25 protein-coding genes and 2 pseudogenes are annotated in these 25,710 nt (G+C 70.1%); 2 read left to right on the forward strand and 25 right to left on the reverse strand.

Features of this window, described 5'->3' with window-relative positions:
- Window positions 1-830: tetratricopeptide repeat protein (locus VKN16_14980; GenBank protein ID HME95509.1), on the reverse strand; the 830-nt coding region annotated here is incomplete at its 3' end.
- A 145-nt stretch (window positions 831-975) separates the two neighbouring features.
- Here VKN16_14980 and VKN16_14985 point away from each other — a divergent pair.
- Complete coding sequence (locus VKN16_14985) at window positions 976-2,292, forward strand: NtaA/DmoA family FMN-dependent monooxygenase (GenBank protein ID HME95510.1); 1,317 nt, start codon at window positions 976-978, stop codon at window positions 2,290-2,292.
- A 13-nt stretch (window positions 2,293-2,305) separates the two neighbouring features.
- Here the strand turns inward: VKN16_14985 and VKN16_14990 are convergent, their stop codons facing one another.
- The 22 genes and pseudogenes from VKN16_14990 to VKN16_15095 all read right to left on the reverse strand — a co-directional run bounded on the left by VKN16_14990 (window position 2,306) and on the right by VKN16_15095 (window position 23,279).
- Window positions 2,306-3,214, reverse strand: a complete 909-nt coding sequence (locus VKN16_14990) for an agmatinase (protein ID HME95511.1) — start codon at window positions 3,212-3,214, stop codon at window positions 2,306-2,308.
- Between the two features lie 24 nt (window positions 3,215-3,238).
- Entirely contained in the window at window positions 3,239-4,609 is a 1,371-nt protein-coding gene (locus VKN16_14995) for a M20/M25/M40 family metallo-hydrolase (GenBank protein HME95512.1), read from the reverse strand.
- Window positions 4,606-5,829: a Rieske 2Fe-2S domain-containing protein gene (locus VKN16_15000; protein ID HME95513.1), complete on the reverse strand. Its 1,224-nt coding sequence runs from the start codon at window positions 5,827-5,829 to the stop codon at window positions 4,606-4,608. Before VKN16_15000 ends, VKN16_14995 begins: the two co-directional genes overlap by 4 nt.
- A gap of 22 nt (window positions 5,830-5,851) precedes the next feature.
- Window positions 5,852-6,559, reverse strand: a complete 708-nt coding sequence (locus VKN16_15005; GenBank protein ID HME95514.1) for an ABC transporter ATP-binding protein — start codon at window positions 6,557-6,559, stop codon at window positions 5,852-5,854.
- 16 nt (window positions 6,560-6,575) lie between these two features.
- Window positions 6,576-7,334: an ABC transporter ATP-binding protein gene (locus VKN16_15010; protein HME95515.1), complete on the reverse strand. Its 759-nt coding sequence runs from the start codon at window positions 7,332-7,334 to the stop codon at window positions 6,576-6,578.
- Window positions 7,335-7,343: 9 nt separating this feature from the next.
- A complete protein-coding gene (locus tag VKN16_15015; protein ID HME95516.1) occupies window positions 7,344-8,162 on the reverse strand; it encodes a branched-chain amino acid ABC transporter permease in 819 nt (272 codons plus the stop codon).
- A 9-nt stretch (window positions 8,163-8,171) separates the two neighbouring features.
- Window positions 8,172-9,044, reverse strand: coding sequence for a branched-chain amino acid ABC transporter permease (locus tag VKN16_15020; GenBank protein ID HME95517.1), 873 nt, complete (start codon window positions 9,042-9,044; stop codon window positions 8,172-8,174).
- A gap of 6 nt (window positions 9,045-9,050) precedes the next feature.
- Window positions 9,051-10,193 carry an ABC transporter substrate-binding protein gene (locus VKN16_15025; protein HME95518.1) on the reverse strand — a complete coding sequence of 381 codons (1,143 nt, stop codon included), beginning with the start codon at window positions 10,191-10,193 and terminating at the stop codon, window positions 9,051-9,053.
- A 32-nt stretch (window positions 10,194-10,225) separates the two neighbouring features.
- Window positions 10,226-11,002: a FadR/GntR family transcriptional regulator gene (locus tag VKN16_15030; GenBank protein ID HME95519.1), complete on the reverse strand. Its 777-nt coding sequence runs from the start codon at window positions 11,000-11,002 to the stop codon at window positions 10,226-10,228.
- Window positions 11,003-11,107: 105 nt separating this feature from the next.
- Window positions 11,108-12,628 carry a protein kinase gene (locus VKN16_15035; GenBank protein ID HME95520.1) on the reverse strand — a complete coding sequence of 507 codons (1,521 nt, stop codon included), beginning with the start codon at window positions 12,626-12,628 and terminating at the stop codon, window positions 11,108-11,110.
- A gap of 326 nt (window positions 12,629-12,954) precedes the next feature.
- Window positions 12,955-13,506 carry a hypothetical protein gene (locus VKN16_15040; protein HME95521.1) on the reverse strand — a complete coding sequence of 184 codons (552 nt, stop codon included), beginning with the start codon at window positions 13,504-13,506 and terminating at the stop codon, window positions 12,955-12,957.
- A gap of 9 nt (window positions 13,507-13,515) precedes the next feature.
- The gene (locus VKN16_15045; protein ID HME95522.1) at window positions 13,516-14,433 is read right to left on the reverse strand and encodes a hypothetical protein; all 918 of its coding nucleotides are present in this window, start codon (window positions 14,431-14,433) and stop codon (window positions 13,516-13,518) included.
- A 10-nt stretch (window positions 14,434-14,443) separates the two neighbouring features.
- Window positions 14,444-16,927 (reverse strand): hypothetical protein, encoded by a 2,484-nt coding sequence (locus VKN16_15050; GenBank protein ID HME95523.1) that lies wholly within the window; start codon window positions 16,925-16,927, stop codon window positions 14,444-14,446.
- Between the two features lie 126 nt (window positions 16,928-17,053).
- Window positions 17,054-17,182 carry a hypothetical protein gene (locus VKN16_15055; protein ID HME95524.1) on the reverse strand — a complete coding sequence of 43 codons (129 nt, stop codon included), beginning with the start codon at window positions 17,180-17,182 and terminating at the stop codon, window positions 17,054-17,056.
- Window positions 17,183-17,322: 140 nt separating this feature from the next.
- Window positions 17,323-18,108 (reverse strand): annotated as a pseudogene (locus VKN16_15060) (radical SAM protein).
- A complete protein-coding gene (locus tag VKN16_15065) occupies window positions 18,105-19,583 on the reverse strand; it encodes a hypothetical protein (protein HME95525.1) in 1,479 nt (492 codons plus the stop codon). The pseudogene VKN16_15060 and the gene VKN16_15065 overlap by 4 nt, the downstream one beginning before the upstream one ends.
- Window positions 19,584-19,585: 2 nt before the next feature.
- A complete protein-coding gene (locus VKN16_15070; GenBank protein ID HME95526.1) occupies window positions 19,586-20,368 on the reverse strand; it encodes a DUF2249 domain-containing protein in 783 nt (260 codons plus the stop codon).
- Between the two features lie 11 nt (window positions 20,369-20,379).
- Entirely contained in the window at window positions 20,380-20,535 is a 156-nt protein-coding gene (locus VKN16_15075) for a hypothetical protein (protein HME95527.1), read from the reverse strand.
- A 136-nt stretch (window positions 20,536-20,671) separates the two neighbouring features.
- Window positions 20,672-21,970, reverse strand: coding sequence for an amidohydrolase family protein (locus tag VKN16_15080; GenBank protein ID HME95528.1), 1,299 nt, complete (start codon window positions 21,968-21,970; stop codon window positions 20,672-20,674).
- Between the two features lie 12 nt (window positions 21,971-21,982).
- Window positions 21,983-22,648 carry a cupin domain-containing protein gene (locus VKN16_15085; GenBank protein ID HME95529.1) on the reverse strand — a complete coding sequence of 222 codons (666 nt, stop codon included), beginning with the start codon at window positions 22,646-22,648 and terminating at the stop codon, window positions 21,983-21,985.
- A gap of 15 nt (window positions 22,649-22,663) precedes the next feature.
- Window positions 22,664-23,161: pseudogene (locus VKN16_15090) on the reverse strand (serine hydrolase).
- Window positions 23,133-23,279, reverse strand: a complete 147-nt coding sequence (locus tag VKN16_15095; protein ID HME95530.1) for a hypothetical protein — start codon at window positions 23,277-23,279, stop codon at window positions 23,133-23,135. The pseudogene VKN16_15090 and the gene VKN16_15095 overlap by 29 nt, the downstream one beginning before the upstream one ends.
- 371 nt (window positions 23,280-23,650) lie before the next feature.
- Here VKN16_15095 and VKN16_15100 point away from each other — a divergent pair, with 371 nt between their 5' ends.
- The gene (locus VKN16_15100) at window positions 23,651-24,211 is read left to right on the forward strand and encodes a PEP-CTERM sorting domain-containing protein (protein ID HME95531.1); all 561 of its coding nucleotides are present in this window, start codon (window positions 23,651-23,653) and stop codon (window positions 24,209-24,211) included.
- 136 nt (window positions 24,212-24,347) lie between these two features.
- On the opposite strand, the gene VKN16_15105 is transcribed toward VKN16_15100, so the two are convergent.
- The gene (locus tag VKN16_15105) at window positions 24,348-25,190 is read right to left on the reverse strand and encodes an amidohydrolase family protein (GenBank protein ID HME95532.1); all 843 of its coding nucleotides are present in this window, start codon (window positions 25,188-25,190) and stop codon (window positions 24,348-24,350) included.
- A gap of 162 nt (window positions 25,191-25,352) precedes the next feature.
- Entirely contained in the window at window positions 25,353-25,649 is a 297-nt protein-coding gene (locus tag VKN16_15110; protein HME95533.1) for a hypothetical protein, read from the reverse strand.
- Between the last annotated feature and the right edge of the window lie 61 nt (window positions 25,650-25,710).

Raw genomic sequence — 25,710 nt, forward strand, 5'->3', positions numbered from 1 at the left:
TAGACGTTGAGCGCACCCTCGCGGGCCAGGAACTTCCGGTCGGCCACGATGGCCTTGTGGTTGTAGACCAGCACATCGCGGTAGTGGCCGCAGAGCACGTCGATGTGCGTCGGCATGTGGATGAGGTGACCGGCGTCGGGCACCAGGTCGCGCAGCCGGTCTCCGGCCCGCAGGGCCCGCTGCGGAAACGGCGACATCTCCATCAGGTGGACGTACAGATGGAGCAGTCCCGGGTGGTCCCAGGCGGCGGGGAAGTCGCGGAAGGCGCTCTCCAGCACGTCCATCGCCTCCCGCGTGCCCGCGCCCTCGGCGACGCCGCCGGTCTTGAGGTCCCACATCTTCCAGGGCGTCACGTTCAGGATCGCCTCGACGAAGACCTCGCGCACCTCGAGGTCGTCGCGGTGTGCATGGAAGACGCGGCGCATGGCGTCCGCATAGGCGGCGTCCCAGGGCGCCTGGTCCTCGATGGGCTCTCGCTGGGGATAGCGCGCGGGCAGGGCGCGGATCAGGGCCTGCTCGACCGGGCTCGCGCGCTCCACGCGGGCCAGCGCGCCCTGCATCGCGTCGTAGGCCGCCGCGAGGGCGGCGGCCTTGCCGGCCGGGTCGTAGAGGTGCCAGGGCAAGTTGTAGTTCGGCCCGGCCGCGTAGGAAATGCCCCAGTAGGCCATGGCGCAGCCGGGATCGTGCTCCAGCGCCTTCTGGAAGCAGGCGATGGCCTCGGCGTGGTTGAAGCCGTAGAGCCAGTTGAGGCCGCGGTCGAACCAGAGCTGAGCCTCGGGCGCGGTGGTGGTGATCTGGCGAGCATAGGAGCCGAGGTCGTAGTACTCCATGAGCACCTCCGTGGCGCCAGAGTATGCCACAGGATCGCGTCTCGCGACGCCGCCGACCGATCGGGCGACTTGACATGCTTCGGTTGAAGGCCGTATCACCGGCGTACCTGCCGTCACCTCGAAGGGCCGGAGGGCGAGCGCGGCGATGACGAGAATGCACCTGATGTGGTTCTGCGCGTTCAACCCCCATGCGGGCTTCGGCCTCGACGGCTGGTCGGGACCCCGGACCAACGGCTACGAGTGGACCCGGCCGGAGCTGTGGCAGGAGATGGCCGTCGCGCTCGAGCGGGCCAAGTTCGATCTGATCATGCTGGGGGACAGCCTCGCGGTGCCCGGGACCTACCAGGGACGGATGGACGCCTACCTGCGCTACGCCGAGCACGCGCCCTTCCACGATCCGGGCCCCCTCGTGGCCATCATGGCCGCGGCCACGCGCCGCATCGGCCTCGCGGCCACGCTGTCGACGACGTTCTACCCGCCGTTCCTGCTGGCCCGCCTGATGACGACCCTCGACCACCTGAGCCGCGGCCGCGCCGCCTGGAACGTGGTGACGTCCTACAAGGTCGAGGAGGCGCTGAACTTCGGGTACAAGGAGCTGCTCGACCACGACCAGCGCTACGATCGGGCCGACGAGTACATGGAGCTCTGCTACCGGCTCTGGTCGAGCTGGGACCCCGACGCGGTGGTCATGGACCAGCGCACCGATACCTTCGCCGATCCCGCGAAGGTGCATCCCATCGCGTTCGAGGGGACGTACTACCGCTCTCGGGGCCCGCTGAACGCCACCCCGTCGCCGCAGGGGCGTCCCGTCATCATCCAGGCCGGCGCCTCGGACCGCGGCCAGGACTTCGCGGCGCGCCACGCCGAGGCCATCATCGTCTCCCGCGAGACGGTGGACGAGATGAAGCAGTACTACGACGCGTTCAAGGCCCGGGTGAAGAAGCAGGGACGCGATCCGGACGACTGCAAGGTCTTCTTCCTGACCAAGCCGATCATCGGCGAGACCGACGAGGCGGCCCAGCGGCACGCCGACGAGCTGTACGCCAGGGCGCCGGTGGAGGCCGGGCTGGCGTCGCTGTCGACCATGCTCCAGATGGACCTGTCGACCTACGACCTCGACCAGCCGCTGCCCGGCGCGATCCAGACACGGGCCATCCAGGGCATTCGCAGCCAGCTCGACCGCTTCTACATGTCCGGTCGGACGCCGACGCTGCGGGACATCGCCACCCGCAAGGTCAGCATCGACTCCAAGCCCTACATCGGCGGGCCGGAGCGCGTCGCCGACGAGCTGGCGCGGACCATCGACGCGGTGGGCGGCGACGGCTTCGCCATCCGGCAGGGCATCTGGCCGGGCTACGTCGGGCCGTTCGTGGAGCAGGTCATCCCGCTGCTCCAGCAGCGGGGCGCGGTGCGCACCGAGTACACCGGCGCGACGCTGCGGGAGCACCTGCGGGAGTTCTAGGCGGGTACCGCGCCTACCGTCGCGTCTGCGACGCCGCGATCGCCGCGATCGCGTTGCACACGAGGCGCGCCCCGGTCAGCGCCGCCATGCCGGTGGGGTCCCGCGCCGGCATGTACTCCACGAGATCGAATCCCGCGATGCGACACTTCGCGGCGAGGCCGGTGAGCAGCTCGAGCACCTGCCAGTAGAGCAGCCCGCCCGGCACCGGCGCGGCCACCGCCGGGAAGACCGACGGGTCCATGCCGTCACAGTCGAGCGTCACCAGGCAGTTGGCGTCTGCCTCCACCAGATCGAGGGCGCGCGCGATGCCGTGTCGGTGCACGTCCGCCGCCGGAACGAGACGCGATCCCCACGCGCGAGCGTCCGCGACCTCCGCCGCGCGGGCACTGCCGACCCCGCGCAGGCCGACCTGGACCATGCCGCGGATCCACGGCATCTCGGAGGCGCGGCGCATCGGGCTGCTCCAGCCGTATCGCTCGCCGCGGACCTCGTCGCGCCAGTCGAGATGGGCGTCGATCTGCACGACGGTCAACGGTCCGCGATGCTCGAAGGCGCGGAACATCGGGATCGGCACCGAGTCGTCGCCGCCGAGCACGACCGGGATGGCGCCCGCGTCGAGCAGCGCGCGAACCGCTCGCGTGATCGCGTCGCGGTTGCCCGGCGGATCCGCGGGATCGCCGGGCACGTCGCCACAATCGACGGCGGTGTCGGGCCGCAGGCCGCCGATGTCGAAGTCGTAGTGGTCGGGGAGGCGGTTGTATCCGGAGAGGGCGGCGCGGAGGGCCGCGGGCGCGCCGGCGGAGTGACTCGGCTTGCCCGCGTCGTACGGCGTGGCGTGGTCGACGCCGAGCACGGCGATCTGGCCGGGCCGCGCGACTGCCGCGCCCGGCAGACCGGCGAACGTGACGGATGGGCTATGCATGGAGCCTCGGGCGGGCCGGCCGCGTCATCGGGCCACGATCTCCTCGCGCGGCCGGGTGCACGTGTCGAGGATGGCGTGCACGTAGGCGCGGGTGAGGCGCTGCATCGACTCCACGCGACAGGCGTCGAAGCTCGGCGGCCAGCCCGCTTCCGGGTTCATGAGCCCGGGCAGGCCGAAGCGCGCGGTGGGAATGCCCGCGTTGCGCAGCACGTTGCCGTCGGTGGTGCCGCTCTGGTCGCGCACGAAGGCGTGCGGACGGCCCTCCACTGCCTCCCACGCCCGCAGGCAGCTCTGGATGACCCAGCTGCGCGGGTCGGTGCGCGAGCCGGGGACGGAGAGCGTCATCTCCCAGTCGAGATCCATCTCCGGGTGCGCGCGGAGGAAGCCGGCCATGAACTCGTCGAGCTCGCGCTTGACCGAGAGCATGGTCTGGTGGGGATTCGTGCGGAGGTCGAGATAGATGTGGCAGATCCCCGGAATGAACTCGGGCTTGAAGGGCCAGCCTCCCTCGATGGCGCCGACCGCGCCCTGGGGGGCGAGCTGGCCGCGGGTGTGCCGCTTCGTGTACTCGGGGAACCATGCCTCGAGCGCCTCGACCAGGCGCGCCGCGTCCACGAGCGGGTTGCGCGTGCCCTGGAACTGGCGCATGCCCGAGTAGCAGAGCGATCCCTTCACGCGGATCGTGAACCAGCACTGGCCCGGCTCCTCCCAGACCACCGCGTAGCCGGGCTTGGTGCTGATCGCCAGGTCGGCGCGGATCCCGTGCTTCAGCATGTGCTCGCAGCCGACGCCGAAGCCCTGATAGGCCGGGCCGCGGAAGTCGCGGTGGAGCCCGGCGGTCGGCCGCTTGTGGATGCCGCCCACCACGAGCGCGATGATCAGGTCGCCCCGGAGCGGCACGCCGGCGCGGCGCACCGCATCGGCGGCCGCGATGGCGCAGGCCGCGCCGCCCTTGGGGTTGGAGATGCCGAGGCCGGTGAGGAGCCCGTCGCGCAGGGTGGCCCGCGGCTTCAGATCGGGCCGGTCGACCGGGCCCACGCACGGGTAGTCCTCGCGCTCGTCGCCGGTGAAGGTGGTGTCGAGGTGGCCGTACAGCATGAGGTCGGCCCCGGTGCCGTCGCCCGTCAACCGCGCGATGGTGTTGCCCCGCTGCTCGGTGATCTCGTGGTAGGCGGTGGCGAAGCCGCGGGCGCGCAGCTCCTCTTCCAGGTAGCGAGCCAGCGGTCCCTCCCCGCCGGTCGGGCTCGGGATCTCGATCATCCGCATGGCGAGCTGGAGCAACGCGCGTTCGTCCACCTGGGCCAGCGCGCGATCGAGCGCTTCCTTCTGAGCCGGTCCAGGCGGAGCCTTGGCGACCGGAACGGTCGTCTCGTCCATGTCCACTGCCGCGCTCATCGCGAGGTCGCGTTCGGCCCGAGGCCGGCGACGCTCTCGTCGCGGATGTCGTCGATGGCGCCCAGGTCTCCGCGCGCCGGCATGCCCCGCGCGCTCAGCAGCAGGCGCCGCCACGCGATCACCTCGGCGTCGGTGCCGGAGAGCTTCTCGGCGGTGTCGTAGCGCTGGGGGGCCATCACCCGGTAGTCCTGATCGGAGAAGTTGGCGTTCATCGCCCAGTTCTGGAAGGTGACGAAGAACAGCCGGGCGAGGGCGCGGCCGATGGCGGTCCGGCGGCGCACCGCGTGGTAGTAGATGACCCGCGTGAGCTGCTCGTCGACCGGCACGCAGGCCCGCGTGTACATGTGGGTGCCGAAGTCGAAGCGGAACATGCTGGGCAGGTGATGTCCGCCCGAGCGGACGCGCTTGCCGTCGATGAAGGTGTGCATGCCCCATTCCTCGTCGGGGTTGAACGGCCGGCGCGTGACCCGGCGTCGCAGGCGCCAGGCGAAGGCCCACAGCCAGAGCCGTCGCCACTGCGTCTTCGGCCAGTGACCGTCGACGCCGGGGTAGTACTCGCGGGCCGGCCGCGGCGCCTCGTCGTCGGGGATGTAGCCCAGCGCGGACCGGCCGTTGACGATGCGCGGCCGATAGCCGGCCGGCCCGAACTGCAAGATGGGCTCCATCAGCTGCAGCAGCGCGTTGCGGTGCACGTACATGACATGGGAGTCGAGCGCATTCTCGAGTGCGACCCGCCAGTTCACCGGCCAGTAGCGGGTGGCGGACATCACCAGCGTGTCCTCGCCCTCGAAGAACTCGGGCGGTACGTCCTCCTCGATCGGCGCGGGCGCGCCCTTGCCCATCCAGACGAAGACCATGCCCTTCACCGTCCGGGTGGGGAAGATGCGGCTCCGGACCTTGCCCGGGATCCGGCTGTCCGGGCCCTCGGAGAGGACCGCCACGCACTCGCCCCGCGCGTCGAACACCCAGCCGTGGTACGGGCAGGCGATGGTGCCGGGGTAGTGGCAGTCGCCGCGCCTCAACGATCCGCCGCGGTGCGGGCAGACGTCGGCGATCGCGATGACCGTCCCGTCCTTGTCGCGGAAGAAGGCGATCTCCTCGCCCATGATCCTGAGGCCGGCGGGCCGGGTGCGGGGAACGGACGATTCGGGCAGGGCCGGGTACCAGTACTCGGGCAGCCCCAGCGCGGGAATGAGCGATCGCATCTCGGTCGGGTTCATGGGGATTCCTCCGTGGGCCGCGTCACGCGCCCAGATAGGCCTCGCGCACGCGCTCGTGCTGTAGCAGGTCGGAGGCCTTGCCCTCCAGCACCACGCGTCCGGTCTCGAGGACGTAGGCGCGGTGGGCGAGGCGCAGCGCCTCGGCCGCGTTCTGCTCGACCAGCAGGACGGTGACGCCGTCCCGGGCGAGCGACGCGATCATGTCGAAGATGCTCGCGATGACCACCGGCGCGAGCCCGAGCGACGGCTCGTCGAGCAGGAGCAGGCGCGGCCGGGCCATCAGCGCGCGCGCGATGGCCAGCATCTGCTGCTCGCCGCCCGAGAGCGAGCCCGCCTTCTGCCCGAGCCGCTCCCGCAGCACCGGGAAGCGCGCCGCGACCTGATCGAGGTCGGCGGCGATCCGGGCGTCGCGCCGCTGGTACGCGCCGAGCCGCAGGTTCTCCCGCACCGTGAGCGTGCCGAGGATGCCGCGCCCCTCGGGCACCAGGACCACGCCCCGGCGCACCACCGCCTCCACCGCGAGGCCGCCGAGCGGGCTGCCCGCAAACGTGATCGCCCCGCGGCTCGGCCGCACCACGCCCATGATCGCTTTCATGAGCGTGCTCTTGCCCGCGCAGTTCGAGCCCACGAGAGCCACGATCTCGCCTTCCGCGACGGAGAGGCTCACGCCGTCGAGCGCGCGGACGACCCCGTAGGCCACCGACACGTCGCGAATCTCGAGCCAGCTCATGCCGCGTGCCCCCGGCTCATGCCTCGCGTCCCAGGTAGGCCGCGATCACCCGCGGGTCCTGGCGGACCCGGTCGGGCGGCCCGGTGGCGATGACGCGGCCCGCGTCCAGCACCGTCACCACGTCCGAGACACGCATGACCAGGCGCACGTGGTGCTCGACCAGGACCACGGTCACGCCGGACTCGCGGATCTTCCGGATGAGCTGGTTCAGGTCCTCCACCTCGACCGGGGTCATGCCACCGGCCGGCTCGTCGAGGAGCAGCAGGCGCGGATCGCTGGCCAGGGCCCGCGCCACCTCGAGGCGCCGCTGCTCGACCAGGGTGAGATCGCCGGCCCAGGTGTCGGCGCGGGCGGCCAGGCCCACCACCTCCAGCAGCTCCCGCGCCCGACGGCGCGTCTCGGCTTCCTCACCGCGCTCGCGGAAGGGCGGGCGGACGAGGGCCGCGCCGAACCCGCCGTGGGTGCGGGCGTGCCGGCCGACCATGACGTTCTCGACCGCGTTCATGCCCCGGAAAAGACGCACCTGCTGGAAGGTGCGGGCGATGCCGGCGTGGGTGACACGATCGGCGCGCCAGCCGGTGATGTCGCGTCCCTCCAGCGCGACCGATCCCGCCGTCGGGGGCAGGATGCCGGTGATCACGTTGAACAGGGTGGTCTTGCCCGCGCCGTTGGGCCCGATCACCGCGTGCACGCTCCCCGGCTCGACGACCAGGCCCACGTCGGCCAGGGCCTGGTAGCCTCCGAAGCGCTTGGCGAGCCGATCCACTCGAAGCATGGCGACGCCTCACGCGGCCGGGCGGCGGCGGGGCGCGAGGAGGCCGGCGGGCCGCAGCACCGCGCAGAGGACCAGCAGCGTGCCGAACACGGTCATCCGCCACTCCTGCACGAAGCGCAGCATCTCGGGCAGCAGCGTCACCACCGCGGCGCCGACCACCGGACCCCAGTAGGTGCCGACGCCGCCCAGCACCACGATGAGGAAGATCTCGGCGGAACGGAAGAAGCCGAACTGGGCGGGGTCGATGAACAGGGCCTGGTGCGCGTAGAGGCCGCCGCCGATGCCGGCGCCGAGGGCGCCGAGCGCGAAGGCGGTGACCTTCACGCGGGTCAGGTTCACGCCCATCGCCTCGGCCGCCACCTCGTCTTCCTGCACCGCGCGCAGCGCGCGGCCGATGCGCGAGCCGCGGAAGCGCATCAGGCAGGCGACCATGAGCGCGGCCACGACGGTCACCAGGGGCAGGGTGGTCAGGGGCTTGATGCCGCCGATCCCGGAGGCCTGTCCGGTGGGCTCGAAGTTGAGGAAGAAGATGCGGACGATCTCGCCGAAGCCCATCGTGAGGATGATCAGGTAGATGCCGCGGATGCGCAGTGCCGGAAAGCCGACGAGCGCGCCCGCGATCGCGGCGGCCAGTCCGCCGGCGGCGAGCCCGGGCGCGAGCGGCCAGCCGAGCCACGTGGTGCAGATCACGGTCACGTAGGCGCCGATGGCCATGAAGCCGCCGTGGCCGAGGGAGAGCTGGCCGGCCGAGATGGGCAGGTAGAGCGACAGGGCCAGCACCGTGTTGATGCCGAGGAAGATCAGCACCGACTCCCAGTACGAGCCCATCGGATCGCCCTAGCGCACCTGGCCCACGCCGAAGAGCCCCTGCGGCCGGGACAACAAAATTAGGATCATCACCGCGAAGACGAAGGCGTCGCGGTAGGACGAGGCCAGGTACGCGACGCTCAGCACCTCGATCGCGCCCAGCAGCAGGCCGCCGACCATGGCGCCGTAGATGTTGCCGAGCCCGCCCAGCAGCATGATCGCGAGGCCCTTCACTCCCATGTCGATGCCCATGAACGGGGAGATCGCGTTGAACGAGAGGCCGACCAGCACCCCGGCCGCGCCGGCCAGCGCCGAGGCCACCGCGAAGGTCACCAGGATCACGCGGTCGGTGGAGATGCCGAGCAGCCGCGCGGTCAGGGTGCTCTCCGCGCTCGCGCGCATGGCCATGCCCATGCGGGTGCGGGTCACCCAGAGGTGCAGCGCGACCATCAGGGCCAGCGAGACGCCCAGGATCAGGAGCTGCACCGAGCTGATCGTGATCGGGCCCACGTGCCAGGTGACCGGCTCGAGCCGGTGCGGAAACCCGACCTGCTCGCCCCCGAACGCCTTGGTGGCGACCTCCTGCAGGACGAGCCCGACCCCGATGGTGCTGACCATCGGAGCGAACACGGGCCCGTGACGCGCCCGGATGGGACGGAACGCGGTCAGCTCGATGATGATGCCCAGCAGCGCGGTGCCGAGCAGCGCGCCGACCAGGGCCACCGCCGGCCCCGCGTGCAGCCACAGCACGAGCTGCAGCCCGATCAGCGCGCCCATCATGAACACCTCGCCGTGGGCCAGGTGCACGAGCCCGAGCACGCCGAAGATCAGGGCGTAGCCGATGGCGATGAGCGAGTAGGTGCTGCCGAGCATCAGCCCGTTGACGAGCTGCTGGAGCAGCACCGGGCGCTACCGGACCGACTCGAACCTGCCCTGGCGCACGACCAGCACCACCGGCTGGCGGACCGCGTCGCCGTGCTCGTCGAAGGTGGTGGCGCCGGTCACCGGGGCCTTGTAGTCCTTCACCCTGGCCAGGCAGTCGCGCATCCGCTCGCGGTCCTTCTCGAGGTCGTCGGGCTTGCCGCTGAGCCCGCTCTTCTCGGCGCAGCTCCGCACGATGTCGAGGGTGTCGTACATGAGGGCGGCCGCGTTGCTGGGCGGGGTGGGGGAGCGCTTCTTGTAATCGGCCACCCAGCGGGCCACCGCCGGATCCGGGTTGTCGGTCCAGAAGTCGTTGACGGTCATGACTCCCTCGGCGGCGGGGCCGGCCAGCTCGATGAAGCGCGGGTCCATCACCCCGAGCCCGGCCACGATGGGCTGGGTCATACCCTGCTTGCGCACCTCGCGCACCACGTTGGCGCCCTCGTTGTAGAGCGCGGCCACGACCACCCCGTCCGGATTGAGGCTCTTGGCCTTGGTGACCTGAGCCGAGTAGTCGATGTCGCCAGTCTGAAACGAAATGGAGTCGAGCACGGTGATGCCGCGGCTCTTCAGCGCGGCGGGCAGCACCACGCTGCCGTCCGACTTCGAGACCGCGTCCTTGGTGTCGAGCAAGATCACGACCTTCTTCACCCCCGGGTTGGCGGCGAGCCAGCGATCGATCAGGGCGCCGTCGAGCTTGTCGGAGGTCAGCGCGTTGCGGAAGGCCCAGGGCCGGTTGGCCGCCGCGATGCCGGGCTTGGCCGAGGTCGGGGTGATGATCGGCGTCTTGCCCTGGACCGCGACCGGGAAGGTCACCTCGGACTCGCCGCTGAAGAGCGGCCCCACGATCGCCAGCACCTGGTCGCTGCCGATCAGCTTGCGGGTGAGGTTGATCGCGTCCGTGTTCTCGCCGCGGGTGTCATAGATGACGAGCTTCAGCGCCTCGCCCTTGTCCTGGAACATCCTGATCGCCACCTGCTGGTGGGCCCCGTAGGAGGCCCCCTTGCCCGACAGCGGCATCAGCACCCCGATCTTGGGCTGGGCGACGGCCGCCACCGCCGAGCCCAGGAGGGCGACGGCGGTGCCGAACGTCAGTACGACGAGTGCGATCGTCTTGCGATGCGACGCCATGCGTTCGTCCTCCTGGTGAGTGAGGTGCTCGATCATCGACCGCGCGCTCGATGCGGCCGCGTCCGGCCCGGGCGGCGCCGCGGCCGCGCGGGCGGCGAGGGGGCCGCACCGTCGACCCGCTCGACCTCGGCGGAGCGGAGGAAGTCGCTCTCGAGCTGCGAGAGATGCGCCTCCATCCAGACCGCGGCCTCCTTGCCGTCGTGCCGCGCCACCGCGTCGGCGATCTTGCCGTGGAAGAACCGGGCGAACGACCGCTGGACCGGGCCCGCGGTGCCGGCGGCGTGGCTCATGACCTCGGTGGCGAAGAAGTCGGGCAGGAATCCCTGGACGTAGGGGTTGCCGCTGGCCTGGGCCAGGGTCTGGTGGAAGAGCCGGTTGCTCTCCACGAAGGCTTCGGTCGAGTCGGGGTGCTCCTCCAGCATGCGGATGGTCTTGTGCAGCGTGTTCAGGTGGTCGTCGGTCGCCCGCTGCGCGGCCAGCTCGGCCACCTTCGGCTCGATGATGCGGCGGAATTCGAGGGAATGCTGGAAGCCGTGCCGCCCGAGGGGCTGGAGCGACGCGAACGAGTCGCGGGCGATCTCGGTGCAGTGGGGCGTGGTCACCACGCCGCCGGCGCGTCCGCGCCGCACCGTCACGAGCCCGAACAGCTCGAGGATCCGGACGGCCTCGCGCACCGAGGCCCGGCTCACCCGGAACTGCTGGGCGAGCGCGCGCTCGGTGGGCAGGCGCTCACCGGGAGCGATGCGCCCCTGCGCGATCGCGACGCGGAGGTCCTGGACGACGCCTTCGAAGATGCGGTGAGAGGTCATTGGTCAGACCGATTACTCTACTGGCCCGACCATTGTCAAGGCAGCGGCAGTCGCTCCATCAGCCGCGATGGAACCGCGGCGGTGGGCCCGAGATATGCGGGTCGTTCAATGCCGTTGCCGCCCTTCGTTCAGCAGCCAATCGATGACGGCGCCCGGGTCTTCGCTGCTCCGGGGGGCGGTGCGGACGGGCTCCGGCGGGTTCGGTGCGCTCGGGCGCTCCGCCGGCGCGGCGTCTCCGGGACGCGCGGTTGCCGGCTCGCGGCGCGCATCGACTCGCGGCGCGAGCGGCCTGGGCCGCGTCGTGGCCGGAGATGGCGCGGGCGGGGGAGTTTTCTCCTCGCCACGCGGGGCCGAGGACGGAGGAGCGCTGGTGACCGCGTCGGCGTGCGGCGGAGACGGCGTCTCGACGAGAGGACTCGCGACGGCCGGCGGGGCCGCGGGCGCCGATGGATTGGGGCGAGCCGGTGGACTCGCGGCGGGCGGCGGAGTGGCGATGGGCACCGTCGGGACCGGGGCGGCAGGCGTGCCGGAGTCGGCGGGCGCGAACGGGAACCACGGCAACGCCCAACGCGGATCGCGCGGCGCCAGGTAGGCCTGGGTCGCCCAGATCGCCAGCCCGAGCGCGACGATGAGTCCCCCGGCCATGAGGCTTGCCTTCCGCGCCGGTGCCCACCGGCCCACGACCGGACGGCGGTGCCGCCGCTTCGGCGGCCCTCCGGCGATCTCGGCTCGCAGGTCCTCGCACAGCGCCGCGAGATCCGGCCGCCGTTCGGGCTTGAGCTGAAGCGTCCGGGTGACGATGCGCTCGAGACCCGGCGTGATGCCGGGCCGGCGCTTGGCGAGCCGCTCCAGATGGCCGCGACGAATGGGGGCGATGCCGGTTCGCGGGAACGAGCCGGCGAGCATCTCGTAGAGGATGGCGCCGAACGCGTAGACGTCGCCTCGCTCCGTCATCTCACCGTGGACCTGCTCGGGGGCGTCGTAGACCGTGTGAGTCGTGACGGCGCTGCCCTTGCGCTGTCGCAAGGCGGTCCATCGGGCGAGGATGCGGTCGATGCCGTACTGGGTCAGCAACACCGTCGGCCCGGGGCCCGTGAGCAGCACGTTGTCCGGCCGTAGTCCTCCGTGGACCAGGCCGCAGGCGTGGGCCCGCTGGAGGATCTCGGCGATCTTGACCGCGAGGGGGAGCGCGCGCTCGGGATGCAGTCCCCCGCTCCCGCGGATCGCCTCTCGCAGCGTGGTTCCCTCGTGGTGGGCCATGGCCAGGGCGACCCCGACGCCGCCCGCGCGCTCGCATTCCGAGAGCGTGGCGATGCCCGGGCACTGCTCGGAGACCCTCGCGGCGCGGGCCGCGAGGTGCCGGAGCGCGCCGACGAGATCACCGTCGGCTCCGCGGTCGCCGGTGAACACCCTGACCTCGACGAGGGCACCGGTCTGCCGGTCCCGGGCGAGGTAGAGGACGTCTCCGGGAGTGCCGCCGAGGGACTTGATCGGCTGGTAGCGGTGGCCGACGTCGGTGACGGATGGATAGGGCTTCGCGGGATCGGCCGCGGGGCCGCCGGCGCCGCCGGCGGTCACGTCAGTGTCGTTCGGTTCGTTGCGATCGTTGCCGTGCAGAACTGCCATCGTCGATGACCAGCGTCCTTGGATCATACCGCCACCCGCGGGCGAACGACACGATTGCGTCGAGCGGTACGGAGGAGGCGGTGTGTCCGCTCAGCGGCGGCGCCGGGAGTTGTCTGGTCGCGTCAAAGGGGAAGACGGCTCGAGCGTCACGCCGGTGCGACCGCGCTCGCGAGCGACCGTAGGACGTGCGCGTGAGCGATTGGCGGGAAGTGTCATGACCGCGCAACCGGCGAGGAGCTGGCCAGCCGGCTGATCGTCGACGAGGTGGGCGACGGACCGCGCCGAGGTGGCGCCTCGCGTAGGCGCCGGCGCGATCGCCCGCGAGCCTAGGCGAGGGGGCGGGCCAGGCGGCTCTGCAGCACGCGGATCTCGCCGTCGCGCTCGTCGAAATCGAGGCCACGGAAGAGGCTCTCGTCGAAGTCCGGGTGCAGGAGCCGCTGGCACGTCGTGTACGCCTCGTCGCAGACGCGGTACTCGTATTCGATCTCGAGCCCCGACTCGAGATCGGCGGGGATCACGGTCTCGTCGGTGAAGAGGGGCAGCACGTCCGTGACGACGAGATCGAGGAGCCCCGGCCACTCCCGGGGCTCGTGGGTCGTGATCAGAGCCCACAGCAGGTTCAAGAGAGACCGGCGCCACACGGCTCCCTGGAGCGCCAGCGCCTCGCCGATGGGCCGGAGGGCGGGCTCGTCGAACAGCGCGAGCATCGCGCGGGCGCGGGCGCCCGTGGCGGGTGAATCGTTGCGCATGATGTCGAGCAGGATGGCGGCCGCCTCGGGCCGGTCCTGGATCTGCGAGGTGAAGACGGGGCTCTGCTCGAAGTCCTCGATGCGGGAGTCCGCCAGGAGACCGCCGATCAGGGCCCGGTCGATCGGCACCGGCCGCTCCTACAGGAGGAACTCGACATTGCCTGCGCCCGGATCGCCGTTCATCTCCTTCACGAACTTGCGCTTGCCTTTCCTGGTGAGCGGGTCGTGGCCGTCCATGAGGAGACGGAGGAAGATCGTGGTGGTGTCCCCCGGGCACACCTCGTGGGTCATGTAGAACGCGCACCGGGACTTCGCCTCGCGCTTCCGCCGCTTCAGGGCGCGGTAGAAGTGGACCTTGCTCGAGCACGAGTTCATGAACAGGAGCTTGCATTTGAGAGTGGCCGTCGCGAGATCTTTCGAGCCCACGTTGACGATCGTATGGAACTCGGTGTCCTTGTCGGTCGTGAACCAGAAGTCTCGCGTCTTCAGGGATTGCACGCCGCGGCCGTTGGTCTGGGACGCGACCTTGGGGAAGCACTTGAGCAGTGACCGGCGGGCCCCCGCCGTCTGGCATCCGGCGCCCTTCCGCAACGCCCGGTCGAGGAGCCGCCGAACGTGGGCGGCGACGAAGAGATCGGCCTTGGGCTTGCCCTTGGCGATCTCGGCAGGATTGGTGCAGTGCTCGAAGATGTCCTCGATGCACGGGATCTCGATGGCGTCGTAACCCATCCGGTAGTGGTCTTCCCAGGGATTGACCGGGAAGGCCTGCACGTCCGGACAATGGGACAGGCGCGCGGGGCCGAAGGCCGGCCCCTGGCCGAATCGCGAGTGACCATTGTAGACCACGATGGCCTCGTCGAGATCGAGGGCCGCCGCGAACTCGGCTTTGGTGTACACGACGCGGATCTCGAAATCGAGACCCTTGGCCTTGTCCTGGAAGAGCCACACGTCCGGCTTCTTGACCTTGGCGCGGTCGTTCAGCAGCTTCACCGCCTTGGTGTTGTAGTGAAAGTCACGGATCTCGCAGCCGAAGGCGACGATGACGACCTGGCTCATCGGCCACGGGCTAGCTGGTCACGACGGTCAGCTCGTCGTAGACGAAGCCGTCCGTGGGCATCGTCACGTCGAATTCCTCGATCACGGGATAGACGCCTTCCGGCGTGGCCGGGTCGGCCGGGGCGCCCGGAGTGGAGTCGACCTTCACGTAATCGGCTCCGTTGAGGCCGAGCTTGCCCTCCCGCGCGCGGTAGGCCTCGATCTGGTCGAGCAGCTCCTTGAGCGGCCCCGCGCCGGTGTTGAAGCCAACGTCTCCCTCGACGTGGCGGGCCAGCCACTGGATGGCTTCTCGCTCGCGCCCGGGTCGCATGGGCGTACAGATTCGGACCCAGGGACTGTTCAGGAACTCGTTGCGCCGTCGATCGCCGTCGAGCTGGATGATCCACCCGAGGGAGCTGCCGAGCGGGGCGGGCTCGGATTCGGCGGTGATCTCGTAGGCGGGCCGGTCGAAGCCGACCTTGGACGCGTAGCGCGGCCGCCACCAGGAGGGGTGGTTGTAGACGAAGATGCCGTCGATGTCGAAGAACCGGTGGAACGATTCGATCTCGAGCGGGGTGGGCTCGGAGGGGCTGTCGCCGCGGCCGAACAGGTGGGAGACCATCCGGTTCATCACCTCGTACCGTTCTTCCTTGCGAAGGTCGTTGGCGGGCCGGGACTTGATCTTGCTGCGCTCGGTGATGAGAGTCTTCTGCTGCTCGAACTGCTTGTTCAGCTCCTCTTCCTGGAGCTTGTTGACCGCGTCCTGGCGGAGCTTCTCCCAGTCGTCCAGCACCGCCTGCGAGGGATCCCACGAATAGCTGTAGTTCACCTGCACGCTGGCCGCGTCGCCTTCCAGCACCGCGATGTAGGCCGTGAAGGTATTGGTGCCCGCGTCGTAGGTGGGCGGGCCGAGATCGACATCGTTGCGGGCCGAGGGGGCCGGATCGTCCTTCCCGCCGCCTTCGAGGTCGGAGATGGTGTCGATGCGCACCGCGGTCACGACGCGGTCGGGCCCGGGGTTCACGGGGATCGCGACGAAGTAGGTCTGCTTCTCGGCGTTCCAGCGCAGATCGGTCTGCACGGACCCGGTATCGGTGCCGCCCTTGGGCCGCGGGGGTACCCCGGGGGGAATCTCGGGCACCGCGATCGGCTCGGCCTCGCGAAAGTGCACGAATCGGCTGCGCGCGAGTCCCTCTCCGGGGTTCCTCAGGTAGAGCTGCCAGACCAGGCGCGGGCCCAGGTCCTGGACCTTCACCTTCACGCGCCGCAAGACGCGCCGGAGCCCGTAGCTGACCGGGTGCTCCGAGTCGTTCTTGATCACCCGCCGCGTGAGGTTGGTGGTGGTGACGTCCTCGATGTCGCGGGTCTTGATCGAGAACGTCTTGGTGATCCGCTCCGACGCACGCTTGGTGACTTCCTTCAGGCGGCGCGTGGAGAGCTCCTGGCCACGCTGCGACGACACCGCGAAGCTCGCGCTCGCGGACGCGCCGAATTGAAAGACGGGCGTGCCGCCCGAGGCGGTCGCCGACATGGCCGCCGAGGTATCCTGCTGGATCATCGAGGAGACCTTGTCGGAGACCTCGTCGAGGTTCTTCTCCTCCGTCGCCGCCTCGCTCACGATCTCGAGGCCTTGCTCGAGCACCTCCTCGTGGATTTGCCGGCGCACGGTCTGGTACACGACCTCCAGGGTCTCGAGGGGCGCGATGGTGAACGCCTCCTCGAGGGGGCCCACACCTTCCTCGCCGTTGAAGTAGAGCTGACGGTAGTAGTGGGCGATGCCGATGGGTGAAAGCGCCTGCTCCAGGAAGGCGCCCGGCCAGAAGTGGGGGAAGACGACGTTGTCGATCGCGGTGACCTTGCCCATGACGTCCGCGAGAGACCCGCCCGGGTGGGCGACCCATTCCCGGGCGGCCGCCACCAGGTTGTTCTGAAGGCGATCGCGAACGTCGGCGAACTTGAAGCTCTTGTCGACCGAGCCGAGCCTCGCCCCCACGAGGGTGGGAATCGACTTGAGGACCTGTCCGACGGCCCCGGCGCGCGCCAGCGCCGATGACCATGCCCGGGCCGAAAACCTGACCTTGCCGCCGGCCTCCAGGCCGGCGCCGGCCGGGGATCTTTCGAACCCCGCCGGGTCGGACGCCGTCAGCCCGCGAAGGATCACCTGGTTGCCCGCGAGCACCGCGTCGGGATAGCCGGGGACGTGAACCGGCGTGACGCCTTCCGAGCTGACCGGGTTCCCGGCCTGGTCCACGTAGGCGGTCGGCCGATCGACCCGCTTGAAATCGACGTCGATGTTCCGCGGTAGGCCCCGCCGAATGCTGGTAGAGAGCGAGATGGCGGTCGGGTGCGCCGGATCGAAATGAATCGCCTTGGCCTTGGAGTAGCGCCAGGCCAGGGTATTGGCAAGCACCCGCACATGATAGAGGGAGACCCACCGGAGAAAGATCAGCGGCTCATAGGCGGCCACGGTCATGGTGGCGTATGCTTCCGAGAACTTCTTGAGCTCAGTTGCCATGGAAGACCTCCGATCCGTGAGGGGATCCTCTCCGTTTGCTGTCCGCGCCGGGGAACCCGAATGGAGGAGAATCGGTCGGGACGCGAGCTCCTGTCAAGGAGGACATGCCCTTACTCGGTCTCGTCGCTAGGGGGAGGCGTCCCGAACGAGCACCGGTAGCAGGCTCGCGGCCGTGATCCCGAGCGGCACCACGTAGCGCAGCAGGATCACCAGCGCGCGACCGGCGGGTTGGCTCAGCCCGAGCTGCTCCGTCACGTCGAGAAGAACCCGAGCCCGACCGCCGCGAGCGCGGAGCGTGTGTGGCTGCCGGTTCTATGACGCGAGCGTAGGGCACGAGCCCCGGTGGTCCGCATGACCCAGGTCATGGGGCGCAGAATTTCCGGCCATCCGTGGGCCGGCTGATAGGCGCAGCCCGGATCCTCGGCGAGCGGATCGCCGCTCGCGGCGCAGGCACGCGGCCGGCTGCCGCCGCATCGATCACGCCACTCGCAGCGTCCGCAGCGCCCGCCGAGCCGGGCCGGATCCCGCAGGGCGAGGAAGAGTGGATGCTCGTCCTGGCGCACGTTGCCGGCCGGGCAGATGTTGCCGACATGGTCCACGAAGACGAACCCATTTCCGTCCGTCACCGCCCGCGGCGCCCGCAGGGAAGCGCGCGGTGACCATACGTGTGAGCGCGCCGTGAGCACGCGGTGATACTGAGGACTCCCGTCGTCTTGATCCCGAACGGCACGCGCGGCTGCCGGTCCGCCGCCCAGCGCAGCACCGTCTCGATCTCCTCGGCGCCGCGCCCGTGATCGGCTCGAGCGCGCCCAACCGGGATGAGGAAGAACAGGGCCCAGAGGACGGCGCCGAACCGCTCCACCGAAGTGCGCCGAGCTTCTCGGCGGTGGCGGCCGCGGTGCCGCTCGGGGTCAGCGAGACGACGAGCCCGATCCGTGTGCCGTAGGCGACCAGCTCGGCGATGTCGGGACACCGCAGCGGATCGCCCCCGGTGAAGACCACGAGCGGCGGCGGATCGCCGAACGCGGCGACACGCTGCAGGAGCGCTTTGCCCTCGCCGTCGTCGGCTCCTCCGGATCGCGCCGGGGGATTGCCTCGGCCCGGCAGTGCACACAGGCCAGCGCGCAGGCCCGCGTCGTTTCCCAGACGGCGATGAACGGGCTCCGCGCATACGGCGTCATCGGGCGCGCTCCGCCGGCATGTGTGGCGCGCGGGAGTCCGGAGGCGCTCCCCGGCTCTCCGGCCCGGCGGAGTGCGGAGCGGAGACTTGGTGTGCCGAGCGCATGGTGAGCCCAGGACCGGAACTGGGGGAGGAGTGCGGGGCGGATGCTTGGTGTGCCGAGCGCGTGGTGGGCCCGGGACCGGAACTGGGGGAGTGCGGGGGCCATTTCGAGGCCCCCGCATTGAACAGATGTCCCAGGATCCGTCCGAGCGCGGCGGCGAACGCAGCGGCGCCCAGCGCCAGTGCGAGGCCCGCGGCGCGAATCCATGCCGCCTCACCGAAGGAGACGGCGACGGCCAGGAGCCCGACACCCCCGGTGAGCAGCGCGTACGCGAGGGCCTCGAGGCGCGGGGAGGAGATCTGGACCAGGGAGGGCACTCGCTCGCGTCCGGCCCGTGGACTGTAGGCGCGATACCAGACGAGGAAGGGCACGATCTTCAGCATCATGCCGACGATGGTGAGCGAGGCCCAGCCGCCGAGGACGACGACCGCGTAGGCCAGCGCCGCGCGCGGTCCCGAGAGCGCGCCGGTCGCCAGGGCCAGCCCCAGCCCGCTCGCCGGCACGACGAAGGCGGTGGCGGTCAGCACGAAGCGAAGCCCCCAGTCGAGTCCCGGCCGCTTCCGCGACCTGGCCGTGTCGAGCACCCACGAGGCGTGGGCGAGCGCCGCCGCCGCCACCGCGAGGGCGCCGGCGACGAGGAGGACGGACAGTCCGATCAGCAGCCCCGCCACGACCGACGGCACGCCGAGCGCGAGACCCCAGAGCTGCCAGCGCGACGCCCAGCGCCGGGGCGTCGGCGCGAGGAGGAACATCGGGTACACGCGCGCGGCCACCCCCAGGATCATCGGCGTGACCCACCCGAGCAGCGCCAGCTGCACGTGAGCGTGCAGGGTGGGGAAGAATTCGCTCGGCAGGAACGGCCAGATGCGGTTGACCGCGAGCGTGAGACCGAAGAGGGTGGTCGCGGCCAGCCCGGCATAGCCCACCGTCACCAGGCGCGCGGTCAACGTCCATTGCGAGAAGCCGCGCAGGCTCAGGCCGACATTGAGCAGGTACAGGACGACGCCGACCGCCAGCAGCGCCGCCGCCCCCGCGAGCCCGGGCCAGGTGCCGAGATAGAAGTGCGGGACCATGCCGAGCACGGCGAGGACGAGGATGACGAGCTGCCAGCGGGCGAGCCGCTCGCTCCAGATCGGGCGCTCCAGCACGATCGGGATGAGCTGGTAGCTGGCGCCCATGATCGCGAGCGTGATCCAGCCGAGCGTCACCGTGTGGGTGAGGGCGAGGAGGTGCGGATGATAGTAGTGCCCCGCCAGCTCGGGCGCGAGCCACGCGACGCCGATCGAAGCCAGCAGGAACGCCGCCGCCGCGCAGACCAGGTAGGCCAGCGGAAGCAGCGGGGAGGGGCCGCGGCTGGACGGCGGCGCGTGCACGCTCAGTCTGCCTTCCAGATGAGGATGCGCACGAGCCCCGGCTCGGGCTCGTCGGTCTCGTGGCGGAAGCCACGGTCGTCGAGCTGCGGATAGAGGAACATCGGGCGGCGATCGTGGTGCACCTCGAGCATGGCCCCCGGCCCGAGCCGCTCGATCGCCTCGAGGACTCGCAGCATGGGCTGTGGCGGCTCGAGGCCGCGGACGTCCAGCACGCCGCGATCGTCCGCCGCCGGCGCCTCGGACGATGCCTCCGGGATCGGCTCGCTCGAGCGATAGCACCACACCCACCAGTCATCGGCGGCCCGCTGCTCCGTCCAGTGAGCGAGTCCGCGCTTGCCGAGCACGTCGTAGAGCGGGATGGGCTCGAAGGGCACGCGCAACACCAGCACCCGATCGGCGCCGAGCGCCTTCACCGCCGCCATGATCCGCGCGAAGGGCTCCTGCCCTCGGCGGATGTCCTCGCGCACGTCGAGGTGCACCTGGCGCGCGTCCGGGACATCGGCCAGCGCCCGAGGTGGCCGGTCCTCGCCCCGACGGGCCTCGACGGTCGCCTCCGGTGCCGGGGATGGATCGGGGTCGAGCGCCTCCTCACCCGCCGCGCGCCGCAGGACCCGCAGCAGCTCGTCGGCCGGGACACCCGCCATCCGCGCGGCCTGGGCCACCGTCACGCGCGGCGCCATCACCCGGCGCAGCAGCCGGTTCCGCAGCTGCTTGAAGTGCGCATGGTAGCTCGCCAGCACCTCGACCATCTCGGGGTGCTCCGCGAGGAGCCGAGCGACCGTCATGTCGGCCGAGATCATGCCGCCGTCGTTGTCGCCTCGTTCAGCGCAACGAGCAGCGCCTCGAGCGGCACGCCGGCGGAGGCCGCCGCCTCGCGCAGGGTGAGCTGAGCGCCGCAGCAGTGATCGAGAACCGTCGGCGCTCCGTGATCGCAGCCGCATTCGTGAGCCATGGCCTTCCTCCTTGGCTTCCCACCCTACCGCCGCCCGCCGCGGTGTTCTATGACGTCGGTCATAGGCAGTGAAAGGTGGAACAAGGGCGGCTCGGCGTGGTTCCCGGCGGCCGCGGGGGCGGCGAAGGTCGAAGGGCTACCAGGGCAGCTTGGCCGGCTCGTAGTCCTCGATGCGCTCGGTGACCGCCAGCACCGGCTCGATACCGTAGAGGCGCCTGGCGTTGTCCCCGAGGAGCTTGTGCTGCACGGCGGCCGGGACCTTGTGCTTGGCCATCAGCTCGAGCGCTTCCCACGCATCCTCCGCATCGTGGTGGGGGTAGTCCGAGGACCAGAGGCCGACGTTCTCGTACTGATCCCACAGGCGGTAGACCGACTCTTCATCGCCTTCGAAGGCGATGAAGCAGCGCTCGTAGAAGACCTCAACGGGATCGCGCACGACCGGCCCGCGCTGAAAGGCGTAGAGGTCGAGGAAGTTGCGGCTGCGGGATAGAACCAAGGGCAGCCACGTCGCGTTGGACTCGAGCACCGCGGCCCGCAGCTTCGGGAACTTGTCGAGCCATCCCGTCATGAGCACGGTGGTGAGCCAGGTCATCGCCTCGAAGATGAAGCCGAGGGCCTCGGAGGCGTCGATGCTCGGCTCCATGCTGAAGACGATGTTGCTGAGGAACTGTCCGGGTGAGTACACGACCGCCTCGTCGGTGAAGAGGAGCCCGTCGCCGCTGCCGCGGGTGCGCGCGATCCGCTCGGCCCATTCCGGGGTCAGGGCTTCGCGCGATGGGAACGTGTGCATGGCGAGCACCATGCCCAGGTCCTCGAACTCGCGCCAGAGGGGATCGAACTCCGGCATGGTCGGGTAGCGTCCGCCCCAGAAGCAGGGCCGCACCGCCGCCGCCTTGAACCCGCGCTTGGCCGCGCGCCGCAGCTCGTCGATCGATCGCTCGACGCTCTGGATGGGCAGGACCGCGCACGGGAACAGGCGCCGCCGATCTGCCGCGCAGTAGTCGTAGACCCAGTCGTTGTAGGCGCTGGCGAGGATGCCGGCCGCCTCGGGATCGCGGACGAGGGCGAGGCGGACGAACCAGGTCGGGAACAGCATCACCTGATCCGTGCCGATGGCGTCCATATCGCGGAGCCGGGCCTGGGGGTCGCGGCAACCGGCGAGGCGCCCGAACTGCTGTTGCCACGGCTCGGTGCCGGGCACCAGCGCCCCCACCGCCTTCTTGTTCCAGCGCGGCCATCCGACTTCCGCCGCATTCGACCGCTCGCGAGTGGCCGGCACCACCCGCCCGTTGATGCGGAGCTGGTCGGTGTCGGTATGGAAGTGGAACTGGGTCTTGACCCACGCGCGGCGATCGCTCGGGACGTACTCGTCCCAGATCTCGGGCGGCTCCACCACGTGGCTGTCACAGTCGAAGATCGGGAAGTCTTTCTTCATCCCGGTTCTCCTCTACACTGGCTCGGTGTGCCCCCAGACCACGGCGAGCACCGTCGCGCCGTGCTGGGTGGTGACGGCGTGCACACATCCGTTCGGGCGGTAGTTCATGTTGCCGGTCGCGACGATTCCCGATTCGTCCGCGTTGGCGCCCTCGACGAGGAAGATCAGCTCGTCGCCCACGTGCCGGTGCAGCGGCAGCGCCGCCCCCGGCTCGAAGCGCGCCAGCAGCGCGCGACGCTCGGTCGCCTTGTCCTCCCAGATGCGCTTCTGGCGGACACCCGGGCGCGCGTCGATCCAGGGCAGGTCGCTCAGGGTGACGATCGCCGAGGCGGGCGCGCGCTCTCGGGCCGCGGCCGGCTCGATATCGCCGGTGAGCACCGCCAGGACCGTCGCGCCGTTCGTGCTGGTGACGGTGTGCACGCACCCGTTCGGTCGGTAGCCCACGTTGCCCGCGGTGACCGTGCCGGACTCGTCGGCAACCGCGCCTTCGATGACGAAGATCAGCTCGTCGCCCACGTGCCGGTGCAGGGGAAGCTGTGCCCCCGGCGCGAAGCGCGTCATCTGGGCTCGCCGCTTCGTGGGCGGGTCCTGCCAGACGACCTTGAACGAGATGCCGGGCTGAAACTCCTGCCACGCGACGTCGTCGACCGCGATGATCTGGGACCATGGACCGGTCATGAGTGTCCTCCTGGTCTACTTGCCGGCCGGCCGGGTGATGGCGGCGTAGATCATGTCCTTCAACAGCCCGCGGTACGGCGCGCGCTGCTTGGGTGATTGCATCATGAACACGACGAAGAGATCCTCCTTCGGATCCACCCAGAAGTAGGTCCCGCCGGCGCCGCCCCAGTTGTATTCGCCGACCGAGCCGGCGACGGGCGACACCCCCGCCGCGGTCCGCACCGCGAAGCCGAGGCCGAAGCCGAAGCCGGCGCCCGGCAGGTAGAGCGGCGTGGTCGCGATGGCGCTGCCGAGGTGATCGGTGGTCATGTAGGCGACGGTCTTCGGCCCGAGGATGCGCTTGCCGTCCAGGGTGCCGCCGTTGAGCAGCATCTGGCAGAAGCGCGCGTAGTCGATGGCGGTGCTCAGCATGCCGCCGCCGCCCGACTCCCACTTCTGGGCGACGCGCGGATCGTTGAAGTCGGCGTTCACGCCGAAGTTCCGGTCATCGGGAAAGGGCGGTGATTCGCGCCAGGCCCTCGGCGGACAAGCCGAGCCGCTCCGGGTTGACCGGGGCCAGGGTCTGCCCGTGGGCGACGACGACGCTCGACAGGCTCAGGGCGACGAGCAGGATGGCGATCCGAGTTCGCATCGGCAGCCTCCGAGGTGGAAGTGGAACTGGCAGGACTCTAGTGCACCGGCCGAGCGTCGTCAAAGGCATCTGCTCCGGGCGATGCTATTGCGGCTCTTCGGCGACGTCACCAGATGGCCTGTCCATCCTGCGACGCGCGTACGCGATCGAGACACCTGAGTGTCACTGTCTCGAATGGAGCAAGCCGCGCAGGTCACAACGTAGGAACCGTGGTGCGAGTTCTCTGCAATCAGCTTCAACGTCGCCGCGCCTCCGGCACCCGGAACGGCTTCAATCTGCTCGGACCACTCTCGTGGGGTCGCCGGTACAGAACGTGCAGCGAGGGAACCGCTTGGCGTATTCGAGTATCCAATTCGTCAAGGGGGTCCAACATGGTCGCACGAGGCATTGTACTGATCCTGACAGTTGCACTGTTCGCTCTGGCGAGTCCCGCGCACGCGAATCTCATCACCAATCCGGGATTCGAGACGGGGAACTTCAACGGCTGGATTCAGTTCGGCAACACCGGGTTCACTTTCGTCGATGGTGCGCCCCACAGCGGCGCTTCCGCCGCCTGGCTGGGCCCGGTCGGCAGCCTCGGCTTCCTGCTGCAGATCGTACCGACGACGCCCGGCACGCTTTATAGCCTGAGCTACTTCCTTCAGAGCGACGGTTTCACGCCGAACGAATTTCAGGTGTCCTGGAATGGAAGCCTGCTCTCCGACCAGCTGAACCTTCCCGCGTTCAGCTATACCGAGCAGACCTTCTCGAATCTGTTGGCTACGAGCACGACCACTCCGCTGGTCTTCGGCTTCCGTAACGATCCGGGATTCTTTCAACTGGACGACGTCGCAGTCAGTCCAGTCCCCGAGCCGGCCACGTTGTTGCTACTTGGCACCACGATGGCAGGCTTGGGGCTAGCGACTCGCCGGAAACGCGGTCAACGCAGCTAGCGCGCGCGGCCGCGGGCATCCTCTCCCACGAGCGCCGAGTCCTCTCGGCGCTCGTGGTGAGAAGAGCGGCGTCGACAAGGCGCCGGAGTGCGCGGTCCCGTCCATCAAGGCAGCGTGGCCGGCTCGTAGTCCTCGATCACGCCTTTCTCGGAGACCAGCCGTACGCCTTGGCGCACGCGCCGCCCATGAGCATGGCCCGCTCGCTCTCGCTGAGGCGGTCGGTTCGGCGGAATGGCTCGACGGCCTGCTCGTAGTTGACGACCGCGAAGGCGCGAGTCCAGTCGGTGCCCCACAGGCAGCGCTCGAAGCCCCAGGCGTCGAATACGCGGGCGAGGGGATCCCAGATGTCCGGGAACGGATAGGGCTCGCGGGACAGCGTGCAGGCCCCGCTGACCTTGATCACCGCGTTCGGGCGTCGGGCGAGGTCCAGCACCTTCGGCAGATCGGCCCAGGGCTCCGGCGGGGCGGGGGGCGTCCGGGGCTGCGCGATGGCCAGATGGTCGATGATGAAGCGCGTGTCGGGGTGACGGTCAATGAGTGCCGCGCCCGCGTCCACGTTGCCCCAGCACAGCATGTTGACCGGGAAGTCGTACCGGACCGCGGCGCGCAGGATCCGGTCGAGGCCGGGGTCGCTCGGATCGCGCCCCGCCTCTTTGGTCATCATGATCCGGATGCCGACCGTGCCCGGCGTCTTCTTCCAGTCCGCGATGACGTCCACCACCGCCTCATCGTCCGGATCGACCGGCTTGACGATGGCGAGGCGGCCCGGATGCGCTCGCTGCACCTCCACCGCATAGCTCGCGTCGTAGCGGTACATGGAAAACGCGGAGATGAAGATCGCCCCGTCGACGCCGACCGCGTCCATGGCCGCCACCATCTCGTCACCGGTGACGTGCTCGGGCCAGTTCGGCACGCTGTGCCAGGGCCGCTTCGGGGTGTTCGCCTCGTAGGCGTGGACTTGGGAATCGATGATCGTCATCGGGACACTCCTCCGTGCCCGGCGAGCGCGGCGCGGCCGGTCACTTCGTGGCGCGCGCCTGGTGCCCTGCTCGGTCGTCGACGAGCAGGCGACGAGCGCGATCGCCAAGACCATCGAGACCGGACCGACGATCGGCCGTCTCCGCACGGCCGGGCGCTCGAATCAGTCGATCTTCTGCTGCCGCGCGTCCTGACGGGCGCCCTGCTTCGTGTTCCGCTTTCCCTGCCGGCACTCCGCCCGGCTCTTCTCGCCGCTCTTCTTGCAATCGATCTTGGCGTCCCGCGCTTCCTCACGGCCGGTCTGGCGCGTGTCCCGCGCCCCGCCACGATCGTCGCGACGATCCTCGCGTCGATCCATGCCCGGGGTTTGCGATTGCGCCGTTGTCGGCACGGCCAGCCCGGCGGCGGTGGCCAGGAAGGTGGCCGAGATGAGCATAGACAGACCACGACTCCAGTTCATAGGGGTCTCCTCTTGCGGCCGAGTCTGATCGGCTTTGGGCTCGAGACCAATAGGACCTTGG

It is taken from the genome of Candidatus Methylomirabilota bacterium (assembly GCA_035315345.1).
In the GTDB taxonomy this organism is placed as follows: domain Bacteria; phylum Methylomirabilota; class Methylomirabilia; order Rokubacteriales; family CSP1-6; genus CAMLFJ01.